Origin of the sequence: Noviherbaspirillum aridicola (assembly GCF_019656455.1) — a bacterium.
Lineage (GTDB): Bacteria > Pseudomonadota > Gammaproteobacteria > Burkholderiales > Burkholderiaceae_D > Noviherbaspirillum > Noviherbaspirillum aridicola.
The window spans coordinates 101,516-116,991 of sequence record NZ_BPMK01000012.1; the positions used below are offsets into that span (position 1 = coordinate 101,516).

General features: G+C 68.1%; 18 protein-coding genes. 6 read left to right on the forward strand and 12 right to left on the reverse strand.

Annotated features, from left to right (window positions below; translation table 11 throughout):
• Nucleotides 1-33 precede the first annotated feature (33 nt).
• A complete protein-coding gene (locus tag NCCP691_RS14375) occupies nucleotides 34-855 on the reverse strand; it encodes an FRG domain-containing protein (RefSeq protein WP_220809230.1) in 822 nt (273 codons plus the stop codon).
• A 185-nt stretch (nucleotides 856-1,040) separates the two neighbouring features.
• Here NCCP691_RS14375 and NCCP691_RS14380 point away from each other — a divergent pair, with 185 nt between their 5' ends.
• From NCCP691_RS14380 to NCCP691_RS14400, 5 genes are all read left to right on the forward strand, one after another.
• The gene (locus NCCP691_RS14380) at nucleotides 1,041-1,883 is read left to right on the forward strand and encodes a UDP-2,3-diacylglucosamine diphosphatase (RefSeq protein ID WP_220809231.1); all 843 of its coding nucleotides are present in this window, start codon (nucleotides 1,041-1,043) and stop codon (nucleotides 1,881-1,883) included.
• 19 nt (nucleotides 1,884-1,902) lie between these two features.
• Nucleotides 1,903-3,117 (forward strand): MGDG synthase family glycosyltransferase, encoded by a 1,215-nt coding sequence (locus tag NCCP691_RS14385; protein ID WP_220809232.1) that lies wholly within the window; start codon nucleotides 1,903-1,905, stop codon nucleotides 3,115-3,117.
• Nucleotides 3,107-3,580 carry a hypothetical protein gene (locus NCCP691_RS14390; RefSeq protein ID WP_220809233.1) on the forward strand — a complete coding sequence of 158 codons (474 nt, stop codon included), beginning with the start codon at nucleotides 3,107-3,109 and terminating at the stop codon, nucleotides 3,578-3,580. Before NCCP691_RS14385 ends, NCCP691_RS14390 begins: the two co-directional genes overlap by 11 nt.
• Nucleotides 3,581-3,828: 248 nt before the next feature.
• Nucleotides 3,829-4,272 carry a cyanase gene (gene cynS / locus NCCP691_RS14395; protein WP_220809234.1) on the forward strand — a complete coding sequence of 148 codons (444 nt, stop codon included), beginning with the start codon at nucleotides 3,829-3,831 and terminating at the stop codon, nucleotides 4,270-4,272.
• A 130-nt stretch (nucleotides 4,273-4,402) separates the two neighbouring features.
• Nucleotides 4,403-5,503 (forward strand): glutathione S-transferase family protein, encoded by a 1,101-nt coding sequence (locus NCCP691_RS14400; RefSeq protein WP_220809235.1) that lies wholly within the window; start codon nucleotides 4,403-4,405, stop codon nucleotides 5,501-5,503.
• 34 nt (nucleotides 5,504-5,537) lie between these two features.
• Here NCCP691_RS14400 and NCCP691_RS14405 read toward each other — a convergent pair whose 3' ends face one another.
• Nucleotides 5,538-7,217, reverse strand: coding sequence for a methyl-accepting chemotaxis protein (locus tag NCCP691_RS14405; RefSeq protein WP_220809236.1), 1,680 nt, complete (start codon nucleotides 7,215-7,217; stop codon nucleotides 5,538-5,540).
• A gap of 326 nt (nucleotides 7,218-7,543) precedes the next feature.
• Here NCCP691_RS14405 and NCCP691_RS14410 point away from each other — a divergent pair, with 326 nt between their 5' ends.
• Entirely contained in the window at nucleotides 7,544-8,005 is a 462-nt protein-coding gene (locus NCCP691_RS14410) for a hypothetical protein (protein WP_220809237.1), read from the forward strand.
• A gap of 48 nt (nucleotides 8,006-8,053) precedes the next feature.
• Here NCCP691_RS14410 and NCCP691_RS14415 read toward each other — a convergent pair whose 3' ends face one another.
• The 10 genes from NCCP691_RS14415 to NCCP691_RS14460 all read right to left on the reverse strand — a co-directional run bounded on the left by NCCP691_RS14415 (nucleotide 8,054) and on the right by NCCP691_RS14460 (nucleotide 15,377).
• Nucleotides 8,054-8,551, reverse strand: coding sequence for an FxsA family protein (locus NCCP691_RS14415; protein WP_220809238.1), 498 nt, complete (start codon nucleotides 8,549-8,551; stop codon nucleotides 8,054-8,056).
• 106 nt (nucleotides 8,552-8,657) lie between these two features.
• The gene (locus NCCP691_RS14420) at nucleotides 8,658-9,200 is read right to left on the reverse strand and encodes an AAA family ATPase (protein ID WP_220809239.1); all 543 of its coding nucleotides are present in this window, start codon (nucleotides 9,198-9,200) and stop codon (nucleotides 8,658-8,660) included.
• A complete protein-coding gene (gene pnuC / locus NCCP691_RS14425; RefSeq protein WP_220809240.1) occupies nucleotides 9,197-9,817 on the reverse strand; it encodes a nicotinamide riboside transporter PnuC in 621 nt (206 codons plus the stop codon). Before pnuC ends, NCCP691_RS14420 begins: the two co-directional genes overlap by 4 nt.
• A 53-nt stretch (nucleotides 9,818-9,870) precedes the next feature.
• Nucleotides 9,871-10,521 carry a uracil phosphoribosyltransferase gene (upp, locus tag NCCP691_RS14430; RefSeq protein WP_220809241.1) on the reverse strand — a complete coding sequence of 217 codons (651 nt, stop codon included), beginning with the start codon at nucleotides 10,519-10,521 and terminating at the stop codon, nucleotides 9,871-9,873.
• Nucleotides 10,521-10,697: a hypothetical protein gene (locus NCCP691_RS14435; RefSeq protein WP_220809242.1), complete on the reverse strand. Its 177-nt coding sequence runs from the start codon at nucleotides 10,695-10,697 to the stop codon at nucleotides 10,521-10,523. The genes upp and NCCP691_RS14435 overlap by 1 nt, the downstream gene beginning before the upstream one ends.
• 203 nt (nucleotides 10,698-10,900) lie before the next feature.
• Complete coding sequence (locus tag NCCP691_RS14440; RefSeq protein WP_220809243.1) at nucleotides 10,901-11,569, reverse strand: hypothetical protein; 669 nt, start codon at nucleotides 11,567-11,569, stop codon at nucleotides 10,901-10,903.
• 15 nt (nucleotides 11,570-11,584) lie between these two features.
• Nucleotides 11,585-11,830 (reverse strand): hypothetical protein, encoded by a 246-nt coding sequence (locus NCCP691_RS14445; RefSeq protein WP_220809244.1) that lies wholly within the window; start codon nucleotides 11,828-11,830, stop codon nucleotides 11,585-11,587.
• Nucleotides 11,831-11,968: 138 nt separating this feature from the next.
• A complete protein-coding gene (locus NCCP691_RS14450) occupies nucleotides 11,969-12,562 on the reverse strand; it encodes an SAM-dependent methyltransferase (RefSeq protein WP_220809245.1) in 594 nt (197 codons plus the stop codon).
• A 14-nt stretch (nucleotides 12,563-12,576) separates the two neighbouring features.
• Complete coding sequence (locus NCCP691_RS14455; RefSeq protein WP_220809246.1) at nucleotides 12,577-13,998, reverse strand: APC family permease; 1,422 nt, start codon at nucleotides 13,996-13,998, stop codon at nucleotides 12,577-12,579.
• A 122-nt stretch (nucleotides 13,999-14,120) separates the two neighbouring features.
• Nucleotides 14,121-15,377: a cytochrome P450 gene (locus NCCP691_RS14460; RefSeq protein ID WP_220809247.1), complete on the reverse strand. Its 1,257-nt coding sequence runs from the start codon at nucleotides 15,375-15,377 to the stop codon at nucleotides 14,121-14,123.
• Nucleotides 15,378-15,476 lie beyond the last annotated feature (99 nt).

Sequence of the window (15,476 nt, forward strand, 5' to 3'; positions counted from 1 at the left end):
GCGGCCTACGTCACCCTGCACAGCGTCTGAACCTCAGGCCGCGAATCGCCGGTCGGCCGCGGTAATGCCGGCCGACGCGGTTCCCGGCCCGGCCTGCCACATGATCTCCAGCTCGGTGCGCACCGAGCGGGCAAGCCCGTCGAGGTCGGGAAACAGCGTCGCGCTGGTGATGTTCATCCGGTACAGGGACTTGATCGCCGCCTCGCGCACCGCCGCCGGCAGAATGATTTTTCTGATCAGCGCGTCGCCGCCGGGATAGGCGCGCAGCACCGCGTCGAGCGGCTTGCCGAGCACTCCCGGCACCACCATCGTGCCCGACTGGGCCACCAGCCGGCTGTCCATCTCGTACGGCTCGCCTATCCACAGCACTTCGTGTTCGTTCGCCAGGAAGTAGCGTTCGAAATTTCCTTCGCGCCGCGGATCGATCCGCTCCCGCGTCAGCGAGCGCTCCTGCAGCGGCGCGCTGCTCCACAGGCGCGGTGTGTTGAGCGCGTACACCGCCGCATCCCCGGTCGCATTCTCGAGCGCGAAGAAGGCGGCCACGAACGGCGACTTGGTGAAATCGAGCAGCCGTGTCGGCGCGCCGTGATGCTGCATCAGGGTCAGGCAGCGCATGTCGTTCTCGAGCACGCCGGGATCGGCCAGATAGTTGTGCGCCTTGCGCCGGAAGATGCGGATCGCGCGCTCTTCCCGGGCGCGCCAGCTCTCGCTCTCGATGCCGAAGCGGCAGAGGTAGCGCGAGAGGGAGCTCAGCAGCGGCCAGCCCGCTTCCTGCTGGCCGCGGAATGCCCAGCCGTCGAGTTCGGCGGTCAGGTCCACGAACTGGCTCCAGGTCTTCAGATAGATGTCTTCCACCCGCTGCTTCCTTTGATCGACGCGATGCGCGCATGATGCGGCGCGAATATGACAGCCATGTGGCGGCGCGCGGCGGCAGCGATGTCATCAAAGTGACACCGCAATTTCATATCCCTGAAGCAATCCACGGGTAGCGTTCGTAGGCGGCGGATACACAGCCACCCCCGTCAACGAAGGAGGCGCTCATGAAGCCAGGCGAAAAGTTTATCGATGCCGCATTCACCCGACGCATGCACCGCAATCGCTACCGCAGCATATGGATCTCGGACCTCCATCTCGGCACCTCCGGCTGCCAGGCGGAGCGGCTGCTGGAGTTTCTGCAGGCAACCGAGTCCGACACGCTCTACCTGGTGGGCGACATCATCGACGGCTGGCAGCTCAAGCGCCGCTGGTACTGGAACCAGACCCACAACAACGTGGTGCAGGCGGTGCTGAAGAAGGCCAAGCGCGGCACCCAGGTCTTCTTCGTTCCCGGCAACCATGACGAAGCGGTGCGCCAGTACATCGGCCTCGACCTCGGCGGCATCCGCATCCGCGACGAGATGGTGCATGTGACCGCGGCCGGCAAGCGCATGCTGGTGCTGCACGGCGACCGCTTCGACGGCGTCATCGCCTGCGCGAAATGGCTGGCCTACCTCGGCGACAACCTCTATACCCTGGTCCTCAAGTTCAACCAGGTCTACAACGCCTGGCGCGCGCGCGCCGGCCTGCCGTACTGGTCGCTCTCGCAATACCTGAAGCACAAGGTCAAGAACGCGGTGAGCTACATCGCATCCTTCGAGAAGGCGCTGGCGGCGGAGGCGCGCAGCCAGGGCCTGGACGGCGTCATCTGCGGCCACATCCACAAGGCCGAGATCCGCGACATCGACGGCATCACCTACTGCAACGACGGCGACTGGGTCGAAAGCCTGACCGCGCTGGTGGAAGACCATGACGGCGCGCTGCGCATCGTCACCTGGCAGGAGGTGGTGGTGGTCAAGGACCGGCTGCGCGCGGAAGAGGAAAGCATGGCCGGAGTGCCGGCATGAGCCCGCGCGGGATGCCGCAATGAACGTCGCCTCGCTGCCCTTCATCGCCCGCCGCCGCTACGGCGCGCCGGCGCCGGCGGTCGTCGCGCCGGCCGTCCGCGCCGGGGACAGGACGCCGCGGCGCATCGTGATCCTGAGCGTCAGCGCAGGCGCAGGCCACGTGCGCGCGGCGCAGGCGATACATGCCGCCGCGCTCGCCCGGGGCCTCGATGCCATCCACCTCGACCTGATGGATCTCGTCCCGTCCGGCTACCGCAAGCTCTATACCGAAGCTTACCTGGCCCTGGTCGCGCGCTGCCCGCGCCTGTGGGGCTGGATCTACGACGCCGCCAACCGGTCGGCGCCCGACACCCGGGCGCAGCGCATCCGCCGCAGCCTCGAGCGGCGGCTGACGCGCCGCGCGCGGGCGCTGCTGGAGACGCTGGGCCCGGACGCGATCGTCTGCACGCATTTCCTGCCGGCCGAAATGCTTGCCTGGTCGCGGCCGGCCTGTCCGGTGTGGGTGCAGGTCACCGACTACGACCTGCACCGTGCCTGGGTGCAGCCGGGCATGGCCGGCTATTTCGCCGCGAGCGAGGAAGTGGCCTTCCTGATGCGCGCCGGCGGCATCCCCGAGGATGCCATCCGCGTGACCGGCATTCCGCTGATGCCCGCTTTCTCGCAACGCTTCGACCGCGAGCGGTGCGCGCGCGACCTGGGGCTCGATCCGCGGCTGCCGACGGTGCTTCTGATGGGCGGCGGCGGCGGCCTGGGCGGACTGGACGCCTGCGCGGCGCGCCTGCTCGCCGCGTCGCCGCGTTTCCAGCTGGTGGTCCTGGCCGGCCGCAACGAACGCGCGCTGCATGCGCTCCGGCTTCTGGCGGCCGACCATCCGGGGCGCCTGTTTCCGCTGCCGTTCACCGGGCAGGTCGAACGGGTGATGGCCTGCGCCGACCTGGCCATCACCAAGCCGGGCGGCCTCACCGTGTCCGAGTGCCTGGCCCAGGGGCTGCCGATGATCCTGCATGCGCCGATTCCGGGGCAGGAAGACAGGAACGCGGAGTACCTGCTCGAACAGGGCGTGGCCATGAAGGCGGCCTCGCCCGCCGCCATCGAATACCGGCTGCGCACCCTGCTGGAGCAACCCGGGCTGCTCGCGCGGATGTCGCGCCGCGCGCGCGAGGTCGCGCGTCCCGATGCCGCGCGCGACGTCATCGACGCGCTCCTGCAAGGACACGCCGATCATGCGCGCTGACATCGGGTCGCCGGTGCTGCCGGCGCTCGCCTGGGTCGTCCTGCTGGCGGCCTTCCTGGCCCAGGTCGAGATCCAGATCGAGGGCGCGGCGGGATGGGCGGCCAGCCTGCCGACCTGGCGCATCGAAGAGCACTGGCTGCTCGACCTGTTCTGGGGCGGACGCGCGATGACCGGCTATCACGCCTGGATGTTTCCCTTCATCGCCCTGGTGTTTCATTTCCCGTTCTTCTTCTGGGGACGCTGGTCGTGGCGCGCCGAATGCCGGGTGCTCGCCTTCATCATGGTGTTCTGGATCGTCGAGGACTTTCTCTGGTTCGTCCTCAATCCCGCCTACGGCCTCGGCCTCTTTCATCCCGCGGCGGTGTCGTGGCACAAGCACTGGGTCCTGGGCGCCCCGGTCGAGTACTGGGTGTTTTCCGCCGTGGCTTTCGGCCTGATCCGGCTGTCGCGCACGGATCGCTGAGGGCGCCGCCGCAGCCGGGCACTGCGTCGAAACGGTGCCGGCGGCGCAGCATGCCGCCCGCCCTGCACCAAAAGCGGCCGCGCCCCGCGTCCAACAGGGGCATCCGCGTCACGCAACCCGGCATCGACCGGGCACATCGCTTGCAATCCCTCATGCCCGCGCCCCGCCAGCCGGGCGGCGTTATCGCCGATGCTGCGCCAACCCCGTTCACTCGATCCCGATATCCATCACCCGAAAAAGGAGCCGGCATGGACCGCAACGAAGTCACCAGGAAGATCCTCTCCGTCAAAGTAAAGAACCGCATGCGCTGGGCCGACATCGCCGAGAAGATCGGCGAGAGCAAGGAGTGGACGACCGCCGCCATGCTGGGCCAGATGACGCTCAACCATCAGCAGGCGGAAGTCGCGCGCGAACTGTTCGGCCTGAGCGACGAGGAAACCGCCTGGCTGCAGATCGTGCCGTACAAGGGTTCGCTGCCGACCGCGGTACCGACCGATCCGCTGATCTACCGCTGGTACGAGATCGTCAGCGTCTACGGCAGCACCATCAAGGAGCTGATACACGAGGAATTCGGCGACGGCATCATGAGCGCCATCGATTTTTCGATGGACATCCAGCGCCAGGCCGATCCGAAGGGCGACCGCGTCAACGTGGTCCTGAGCGGCAAATTCCTGCCGTACAAGACCTACTGAGGCACGCCACGCCCGCCGTACCCCGCATGCGGCGGCGGCCGGGCACTTAAGCACGGTCGTGCTTTTTCCATTAGCATCAGTGCTTCCAGTGACCGGAGCGCCGCTCCGGCACATCGAGAGGGAGACGAGGATGCAGGCAAAGCCATGCGTGCTGTACGGCGCCGAAATCAGCTACTTCACCGGCAAGGTGCGCGCCTATCTGCGATGGAAGCACATCGACTACCGGGAGGTGCCCGCCGACGCCGCCGTCTTCAAGGAGATCATTCTCCCCCGGGTCGGCTTCCCGGTGATTCCCGTCCTGATCACTCCCGATGATGTCTGCCTGCAGGACAGCACGGAGATCATCGACGCGCTCGAGGCTCGCCACGGCGGCCCCCCGGTCTATCCGGATTCACCCCGCCAGCGTCTCGCCGCGCTCCTGCTGGAGACCTACGGCGACGAGTGGCTGGTCATCCCCGCCATGCACTACCGCTGGCATCACAACCGGGACTGGGCGATGCAGGCGTTCGGCGCCCTGAGCGCTCCCGGCGCCTCGCCGCAACAGCAACTCGAGATCGGCAGGCGGCGCGCCGAGCCCTTCGCCGGCGCGGCGGTACTGCTCGGCGCCGAGCCGCACATGCATGCGGCGATCGAAGCCTCTTACGAGGCGCTGCTGAGGGACCTGTCGGCGCATTTCGAACGCCATCCTTTCCTGTTCGGCAGCCGGCCGTCGATCGGCGACTTCGGCCTGATCGGCCCGCTCTACGCGCATCAGTATCGCGACCCGAAAAGCGGCGAACACATGCGCAGGGTCGCGCCGCGCGTGGCGGAGTGGGTGGAGCGCATGATGTCTCCGGCGCCGCTGCAGGGCGAGTTTCTCGCCGATGACGCGCTTCCCGAGACCCTGATCCCGGTGTTGCGGCGCATGTTCGCGGAGCAGCTGCCGGTGCTGCAGGATTCGGCGGCGCGCGTGCGGGAGTGGATGGCGGCGCATCCCGGCGAGACCCTGCCGCGCGCGATCGGCATGCATGCCTTTGCGCTGGACGGATGCGAGGGCCGGCGTATCGTGCGTCCCTACAGCCTGTGGATGCTCCAGCGCTGCCGCGACTACTATCTGTCGCTCGGCGGCCCGGAGCGGGCCGCGGTCGACGCCATGCTGCATGCGGCCGGCGGCGACCGCTTCATCGCCTTCGAAGATCCGCCCAGGCTTGCGCGGGCCGGACTCAGCGTACGGCCCGCGCCTTCCTCCTGAGCCTGCGGCCGGCCGCCGGCAGGCCTGCCCGCGCCTAGAACTCTTCCCAGTCGCCGGACATCGCCGGCCGGGCAGTGCGGGCCACGGGCAGCGCGCGGGCGGCGCGCGCCGGGGCCCTGACCGCCGCGGGCGCCGGCCGATGGACGACGGGCGCAGGCGCGCTCGCGGCCCTCGCCGCGCCCCTGACCTTGAAGGCGCCGACCGCCTGCAACAGCTTCGCCGACTGGTCCTGCATCGAGCTCGCCGCCGCCGACGCTTCTTCCACCAGGGCAGCGTTCTGCTGCGTCACCTGGTCCATCTGCGAAATCGCCTGGTTGATCTGCTCGATGCCCGCCGTCTGCTCCTGGCTGGCGGCCGAGATCTCGCTGATGATGTCGGTCACCCGCTTCACGCTGGCCACCACGTCGGACATGGTCTTGCCGGCTTCGTCGACCAGCGTCGTGCCCGCCTGGACCTTGCCGACCGAATCGTCGATCAGGGCCTTGATTTCCTTCGCGGCCGAGGCCGAGCGCTGCGCCAGCGTGCGCACCTCGGCGGCGACGACGGCGAAGCCGCGGCCCTGCTCGCCCGCCCGCGCCGCCTCCACCGCGGCATTGAGCGCGAGGATGTTGGTCTGGAAGGCGATGCCGTCGATGACGCTGATGATGTCGACGATTTTCTTCGACGAGTCGTTGATCGCGCTCATCGTCTCGACCACGTCGGACACGACGGCGCCGCCCTTGACCGCGGTCTCGGCCGCGCTCGCCGCGAGCACGTTGGCCTGGCGGGCATTCTCGGCGTTCTGTTTCACCGTCGAGGTCAGCTCCTCCATCGAGGAGGCGGTCTCCTCGAGCGCGCTTGCCTGCTGCTCGGTGCGTGAAGAGAGGTCGAGATTGCCGGCGGCGACTTCGCCCGAGGCCGTGGTGATCGTCTCGGTCCCGGTCCTGACTTCGCCGACCAGGCCTTGCAGGCTCTCGATCATGTCCTTCAGCGCCTGCATCAGCTGGCCGGTTTCGTCTTTCGACTCGACCCTGATCTCGCTCGTCAGGTCGCCGGCGGCCACCGCCTCCGCATGCCTGACGGCGGCCGAGAGCGGCACGGTGACGGTGCGCGAGAGCAGCCAGGACAGCAGGGCGCCCAGCGCGATGGCGAGCAGGCTGAAGCCGATGACGATGTTGCGGCCGAGGGCGAAATCCTCGTGCGCCTGCTTCTCGGCGGCCGTGAGGAGCTTGTCCTGGTATTCGGTGAGATCCGCCACGCTTTTCACATAGGCTTCCATTTCCGGAACCAGCTGCTGGCTGACCAGCGCGTCGATGTCCTGGCCCTGTTCCTTCAGCCTGAAGAGCCCGTCGCGGTGGGTGACGTACCGGGTGCGCTGGGCGACGACGGCCTCGAACAGGCGCTTGCCGTCCTCGGACGAGATCAGTGTGCCGAGCTCCTTCTGGATCTCGGTGGCGCGCTTGCTGGCGGCCGTCATCGCGGCGTCGAGGTATTTCTGGTCTTCGGCGCTGCTGCTCTTGGCCTTCGCAAAGGTGCGCACGCTGTTGGTCTCGATGACCTTTTCCCACTCGAGGGACAGCGACTTGCGGCGCTCGTACTCGGCCATCCTGGCGGTCGCATCGTCGATGCTGGTGAGCTGGGTGACGCCGATGACGGCCACCACGCCGGTGAGCGCGAGCACCGCGCCGAAGCCTGCGGCGAGCCGCTTGCCGATTTTCAGATCCGATATCTTCATGAGGAGGGGAATGGGTTGGTCGTCGCGTCCCGCGCAAGCCTGATGCAGAACGATAGTGAAAGGCTATTGATGCAATAGGTCCCGGACGAGTGTACGAGTTTCCACATGGAAACACAGTCTTGCGTGTGCATCGCTTTACGGTTAATGCCAGTTTGATACTGGCCGCCGCCGTCGCCCATCCCGGCGGTTCAAGTACGAGCGTTCGCAAAACTGAGGAACATTTCCTTTCGTCAATGGTCGGAACAGGGTCGGCCCAGCGCGGCCGGCATCGTCTTGCGCCGCCGATCCGCGCAAGTCCTGGTTCAACCCTTTCATCCGAAAACCTGATGTCAGACCTCACTCCTCCCGCCGCCGGCGAGCGACAGGCGTTCGCCCGCCGCCTCATCGAGGCGCTGCAGCGCGCGCACTACCCGGCGGACAGCCCTACCCGCCTCGCCCGGGAATTCAACCTCCGTTTCAACGGCAAGCCGATCACCGGGCACGCGGCCCGCAAGTGGCTGCTCGGCGAGTCGATACCGACGCAGGACAAGATCCGGATCATCGCCGCCTGGCTGGACGTGCCTGCCCCCTGGCTGAGATTCGGCGTGACCGAAGAAGACCCCGCCGCCCGCGAGGACGCCAGGAGCAAGTACGACGCACTGCTCGCGGACCTGGAGAGCCTCGATCACAAGTACCAGGGCATCGTCTTCACGCTGGTGCGCAAGATGGCCAGGATGTCCGGCCTGCGGTCGACCGCACCGGGCGCGGGACGCGAAGACCTCGAAGACATCGGGCGGGCGCGGGAATGACCCGGCGCTGCCGGCGCTCTCCCGCGTCGGCGCGCCGGCATCCCGGCCTCAGTCCTTCTTTTCCCGAAACTCGACGTCGATGACGCCGTCGTCGGCGCGCGGGGAAGGCGGGGAATCGCCCCGCGGCCTGAAGAGCGAGGCGAGCGTGCGCCGCACGAAAGCGGTTCTCATCCTCGGATAGGCAAGCAGGAAGCCCGAGGCAAAACCCGGAAACAGCGCCGCCACGATCTGCCCCCGGTACAGGCAGGTCGCCAGCGCCAGCACGAGCAGGGCCAGCATGACCGGGCGCCGCGCAGTCCTGGGCAGCAAGCCGACCGTCCGCAGCTTTCCCTGTGCCACCCACGGTATCCTCGCGAACAGCACGCCCAGCAGCAGGCCGGCGAGGAAGCGGCTGGTCCCGAGATAGCCGGCCAGCGTCCCGACCACGATGAAGCCGGCGTAGGACAGCGTGCCGGCCAGCGCGACCAGCATCAGCAGGAGGATGGCGGCCGCCGTCCTCGGATTGCGCACTGCAGCTTGCAACAGGTGCCGCACGATGTTTTTCACTCCCTCTCGGCTCGGTTCGGGCATCCCCGATTCGGACGGGTACGCGGGTCTGACCATGCGCCGGCGACCGGCGTTCTCGGGAATGCGATGCGCGGCCGCTTCGGCGCTATCCGTTCGCGCCCGGCGGCATCGCCTGGCCGCCCTGGAGCACGGCGTCGACCTGTGCGACGCGCGCTTCGGGGGTGCCGCGCACCAGCAGATAGGGCCGCCCGAGCGCGGTCAGCGTCGCCAGCAGTTGCGCGTGAATCTGCTGCCGCACCTGCTCCGATTCGCGCTGCAGGCCGTCGGGCTCCCACGGCGTGTCGGGCGCGGTGACCAGCGTCAGTGCATAGTCGCGCCCGAGCGCGAGCTGTGCGATGCGGGTGTCGACCCGGCCCCAGTAGTGCTGGCTGTAGAGCATGGTCATCAGCGGCGTGGTGTCGCAGAACAGCAGCTCGCGCGCCCGCGCCGCCGCCTGCTCCTCGCGCTCGACTTGCATGAACGCGATGCCGACCTGTTCTTCCTCGCGCGGCGTGCGGGCTTCGCGCTCGACGAATTCGCGCAGGTATTCCGGCACCCAGAGCGTGCGATGGTGCGCGGCGAGCGCCTGCGCCAGCGTCGACTTGCCGGTCGATTCGGCGCCGAGTATGGCGATGCGGCGCGGCCTCATGCGGCGACCGCGTCCGGGGCCCGCGCATGCGCCTGCTCGCTGCGGCGCCATGCGCGCAGGCCGCCGATGGCCAGCGGCACGAACAGGCCGTACAGGATCGCGGTCAGCACCAGGTCCTTGTACAGGTAGAGCCCGACATAGAGCAGATCGACGGCGATCCACACATGCCAGTTCTCCAGCTTCTTGCGCGACAGCAGCAGCTGGCCGACCAGGCTGCCGGCCGTCAGGAAGCCGTCGATCCAGGGCACGTCGGTATCGGTCCAGGTGCGCAGGAACTGCGCGATCAGGACGAAGCCGATCAGCCAGGCGGCCGCAGCCCAGGCGACGCCGCGCGCGTCCAGCCGGGTCACGCGCAGCCGGCCGTGTCCCGGCCCGCCGCGCAGCCACTGCGTCCAGCCCCAGACCGACACCGCGATGAACACGAACTGCAGCCCCATGTCGCCATACAGGCGCGCGCCGAAGAACACCACCGCATAGGCGGCCGAGGACAGGATGGCGAACAGCCAGGCCCAGTGCACCTGCCGGATGTCGAGGATGACGGTGAGCGCCGCGAGCAGGAAGGAAACCAGCTCCAGCGGCGTGGTGCTCAGTCCGAGAAACGGAATCGCTTCGTTCATGGGCAGGAAAGGAAAGCGCCGCCCCGTGATGCAGGGGCGGCCGGCGCGACGGCTTACTTGGTGCCGAACAGGCGGTCGCCGGCGTCGCCGAGACCGGGGAGGATGTAGGCGTGCTCGTTCAGGCAGCGGTCGAGCGAGGCGACATAGACCTGCACCTGCGGATGCGCTTTCTGGAACACCTCGACGCCCTCGGGCGCGGCGACCAGCGCGACGAAGATGATCTGGTCGTCGGGCACGCCGCGCTTCTTCAGCACATCGACCGCGTGCACCGCCGAATTGCCGGTGGCCAGCATCGGATCGCACAGGATGAAGGTGCGGTCGGTGACCTCGGGCAGCCGCACCAGGTACTCGACCGGCAGGTGGGTGTCCGGGTCGCGGTAGACGCCGATATGGCCGACGCGTGCCGAGGGCACCAGCTCCAGCAGGCCGTCGCTCATGCCGATGCCGGCACGCAGCACCGGCACCACCACCAGCTTCTTGCCGGCGATGATGGGGGCGTCGATGGTTTCCAGCGGGGTCTCGGTCGGCACCGTGGTCAGCGGCAGGTTGCGCGTGATTTCATAGCCCATCAGCAGGGTGATCTCGCGCAGCAGTTCGCGGAAGGTCCGGGTGGAAGTGTCCTTGTCGCGCATGTGCGTGAGCTTGTGCTGGATCAGCGGGTGATCCAGGATGGACAGCATGGGAAAACGCGGGTCTTTTTTCATCAGCATTCCGATAGTTGAATCAGGTCTTGCGAGCGCATGGCCAGCCGGCGAATCACGGCCGGGCAATCAGGCAAGGCATGGCGCGCGTGGTACACCGGCGCGGCGCCGCCGACGAAGCCGGCGGCCCTGAAGAAACCGGGCCGGTCGGACAGCGCACCGGGTACGAGTGCGATCACGGCACGCACGTTCCGGCGGCGGACGCGCGCGCCTCCGGAACGTGCACGAAGTCCTCGTTCCGGAGCGGCTTGTCGGGTGGTCGCATGCATGGCCGACATATTAATGGTTTTCCACCTTCAGGTAGGACTGAAATTGCGTGCACGCACGCTGCAGAGCCGCATGAAAAAGTGGCGAACCTGTCAATCCTGTGCAGTCTAAAAGCTTACTTCTGCAGTCTCCAGGAAGGCATCCATTCGAACGAAAAAGGAGTGAACATGAAGAAATTATCGATTGCCCTCTTCCTCTCGCTGATGGGCGCAGCGGGCATTGCGGTCGGCCAGACCACCACGACCACCACCACGACCACCGATCCCTCCGCCTCCGGCACTTCCGGCAGCGGCGTGACCACCACGACCACCACGCCCGGCTCGGCGAGCTCGGGCAGTTCCGGCATGGGAAGCAGCAGCAGCGGCACATCGTCGGGCATGGGCAGCAGCAGCCCCGGCGCGAGCGGCAGCCTGAGCGGACCGACCGGCACCTCGGACATGAGCGGCACTTCCGGCAGCTCAGGCACCTCGGGCAGCGGCAGCAGCGGCTCGTCCGGCATGAGCGGCAGCAGTGGATCGTCGGGCATGAGCGGCACCGGCAGCAGCGGTTCCACCGGCACGAGCGGCAGCACCGACACCAGCGGATCGTCGGGCACGACCGGCACCGGCAGCAGCGGTTCTTCCGGCATGAGCAGCGGCACCGACACCAGCGGATCGTCGGGCACGACCGGCACCGGCAGCAGCGGTTCTTCCGGCATGAGCAGCGGCACCGGCACCAGCGGGTCGTCGGGCAGCACCGGTACCGGCAGCAGCGGCAGCACCTCGGGCAGCTCCGACCTGAGCACGCCGCCGGCGCCGAATTACGGCACCTCAGGCACCTCAGGCAGCTCGGGCACCTCGGGCAGTAGTTCGACCGGCACATCCGGCACGACGGGATCGTCCACCGGCAGCACCGGCACCGACAGCTCGTCCGGCGGAACCTCGGGCAGCACCGGCACCAGCGGGACCGGCACCAGCGGCACCTCAGGCAGCAGCACCTCTACCCCGCCCCTGACCACGCCGCCGTCATCGAGCGGCACGGGCGGCACGGGCAGCACGGGCAGCACCAGCCGTTGATAGCGGCTTGAGAACGGGTTGAGAACGACGAATGGCCCGGCTCCCGCCGGGCCATTTCTTCATCGATCCGTCGACTGTCCGGCGCCGGGAAGTATCGCCGCATGCGCCGGCTCCCCGGCGCCCCAACGCTAGGCCTTGCCGGACTTTTTGTGGGCCGGCGTGATGGTCCAGGCGTACAGGGTCTTTCCGCCCACCTGCACCGTCTGCTCCGGCGGCCACTCCGGCCCCATGTCGAAGTCATGCGACACCACCCGCGTGCCGACCTTGAGCTGTTTCCACAGCTGCGGCCGCAGCTTGCGGTTCACATCCGGCAGCAGGTAGAGCGTGACGACCGTGGCCGGCGCGAAGTCGGCCTCGAACAGGTTGCCGACCTTGAAGCTGACGCGGTCCTCGACACCGGCCTGCTTCGCGTTTTCCTTGGCCTCGGCGATGCGGACCGGGTTGATGTCGATGCCGACTCCGCGGGCGCCGCGCTCCTTCGCCGCGGTGATCACGATGCGGCCGTCGCCGCAGCCGAGGTCGTAGAGCACGTCATTCTTGCCGACCTTGCCGAGTTCGAGCATGCGGTCGACGATTTCCTGCGGGGTGGGCACATAGGGCACGTCGAGCTTGGGCGGCGACTCGGTGCCCTGGGCGAGCGCGCCGCGCAGCGGCAGCGCCTGCATGCCGGCGGCCAGAGCGGCGGAAAATACGAGGGTGCGGCGGCGGGGCGAGTGATTCATGTTTTCTTCTCCTTCTAACGGGATTCAAACGGCATCAGACTCTTGTGGCGGCGCTGCTGCTGTTCGCTGCGGCGGATCAGCGCGAGCAGCAGCAGGCCGATCGCCAGCACGGCCACCCCAATCCAGGCGGCGTTGAGGCCGCCGAGCGACTGGCTGTAGACATAGGACAGGCTGGACCAGAGCATGTAGGCGCAGGTGGCGCAGAACAGGAGCGGCAGCACCGGGTACAGCGGCACGCGGAAAGGCCGCGACAGCGACGGTTCGCGCCGGCGCAGCACGAACAGCGAAATCCCGGTCAGCAGGAAGAACAGCCAGAACACGGGCGCGGTGAATTCCACCATGGCCTTGAAGCCGCCGCCGGCGGCCGCGCCGACGCCCACCAGCAGCAGCGCGGCGGCCGACTGTATCAGCAGCGCGGTGGAGGGCGTGCCGCGCTCGCCGTCCCAGCGGCCCAGCTTTTCCAGCAGCGGCCAGTCGCGGCCCATCGCATAGCCGGTGCGTGCACCCACGATCATGGTGGCGTTGATCGAGGTCAGCGCCGAGATCGCCACCAGCAGGGAGATCGCCTTTTCGCCGGCGGGGCCGAAGGCGCGGCGCATGACATCGGCGGCCAGCGCCTCGGAGCCGGCCATGCCCTGCATGCCGAGCGTCTTCCAGTAGGCCCAGGCCACCAGCAGGTAGAGCGCGGTGATGATCAGGATCGACAGCGTCAGCGCGCGCACCATGTTGCGGCGGCCGTCGCGCACTTCAGCGCTGATGTAGGCAGCCTCGTTCCAGCCGCCGTAGGTCAGGAGCACGAACACCATCGCCAGGCCGAAGGAGGCCGGAGCGGCGGCGGGTTCGGCCGGCGCCGCGGCGGGCGCGTCGGTGAAGAAGGCGGCCGCGCCGACGATCAGCAGCAGGCCGCCGATCTCGGCCAGCGTCAGCCAGGTCTGGGCGAGCGCGCCGGCGCGTATGCCCCGCAGGTTGAGCAGCGACAGCACCACGATGACCGCGCATGCCCAGGCCACCGAGCCGGCGCCGCCCGGCAGAAACGACAACGGCAGGACTTGCTGCATGTAATCGCCGAAGACGAAGGCCAGCAGCGCGATGGAGCCGGTGGTGATGACCGCGAAGCGCGCCCAGCCGAACAGGAAGGCGACATTGCGTCCGTACGCGCGGTGCAGGAAATGGTAGTCGCCGCCGGCGTGCGAATAGGCGGTGGTGAGTTCGGCGTAGCAGAGCGCGCCGATGAGCGAGATGACGCCGCCGAGTATCCAGGCGGCGAACATCCAGCCGGCGCTGCCGCTCATGCCGGCCACCATGGCGGGCGATTTGAAGATGCCGGCGCCGATCACGACGCCGACGATCAGCGCGACGGCTTCGCGCAGGCCGAGCATGGCGCGCGGCGCGCTGTCCGTACCCGGAGCGGCAAGCCCTTCCTGTTCGACACGCATGGCAATGATGGTTATAGGTGGAGGATTGCCCGGCATGTCGGCTCGCCGGACTTGCGTCAGCGCCAATCAGATAATGGCCGGCGCGCCGAGGTTCCTGCCTCCCGTCATCACTTGGAGGTGGATCAATGAAGTCCCGTGCGCCGCGCGTTGCCGATGATAAAACCGCTCGCCGGCATGGCGGGCATGCGGCCGAGGTCGACCCGCAGGTCTTGCCGCGGCACCTCGTAACGGACCTCGTGCAGCAGCAATCTCACCGCGGTCTTGACCAGCTCGATCGTGATCCATTCCCCGGGGCAGCGATGACCGTGGAAAAAATCGCCCGCGCCCTGCGGTATCAGGCTGTGGGCGCTTCCTTTCCATTGCGCGAATCGCTCCGGCATGAAGGCAAAGGGTTCCTCCCACAGCCTGCCGTCGTGATTGGTGCCGTACAGGTCGAGCAGCACCCAGGTTCCCTTTTCGAAATGCATGCCGCGCCAGTCGAAGGCCTTGTCCACGATGCCGCCGACCGCCGGGAAGAACGGATAGTAGCGCCGCACTTCCTGCACGAACATGTCGAGATAGTCTTCATCCCCGCCGAGCAGGCGCCGCCGGCAGGCCGGAAACGCATGCAGCGCGAGCGCGGCAAAGACGATGTAGCGCGCCACGGCCACCGTCGGCCGCAGCAGGTTGATCAGTTCGATCGCCGCGGTCTTGCTGTCGAGCACCCGGCCGTCGCTGCCGGCGAAGCGGGCGATGGCCTCCGCCGGACTGCCGGGGGCGAGGCGCAGGCCGCCGTTCCGCACGGCGTCGATGACGCCGCGAGCCCAGCGCTCGGTCCTCGCCCGGCGCAGCATGCCGCGCCAGTTGCGCGGTCCGACGGCGCCGGCGCCGTCGATCATGGCGGAGAACTCCGCGGTGCGCCGTGACGCCTCGCGCTCCGTCAGCGTCAGCCCGGACCACGCGCACACCGCGCGGCACAGCACGGCTTCCGCTTCTTCCAGCAGCACGACCTGCGGCAGACTTTCCCAGCGCCGGAAGCGCGCGCGCCAATGTGCGGCGCTGAGCTGCATCAGCCGCTCCATCGCGTCCCTGGTCATGAACGACATGAACAGCTGCTTGCGCAGCAGATGCTCCGCCCCCTCCTGCAGCTGCACGCTGCCCACGTCCTGCAACAGCCGCAGCGCCGTCGGCGGCATCGCATGCTTGCGCACGAAGCGGCCCGGCGCATAGAACACGCTGGCGGCCTCCTCGCCCATCATGCATATCGCCGGGCTCATCATCAGCCGCGTCTGAAAGATGTCGGAGTCGAGGCTTTCGCAGCGGCGGGAGATATAACGGTAACCCTCGGAGAGCAGGGACAGGGTTGCGTCGGCAACGGGTTCGCGTGGAATCGGGTACATGGCGGCATCGGCAGGCGGAAGAGACCGATGCGCATGCACGCACAGTGCCAGCGGCTGGAACGGATGTTGCACGCGAGGCGGGCTGGCGTGCCGCGCCGG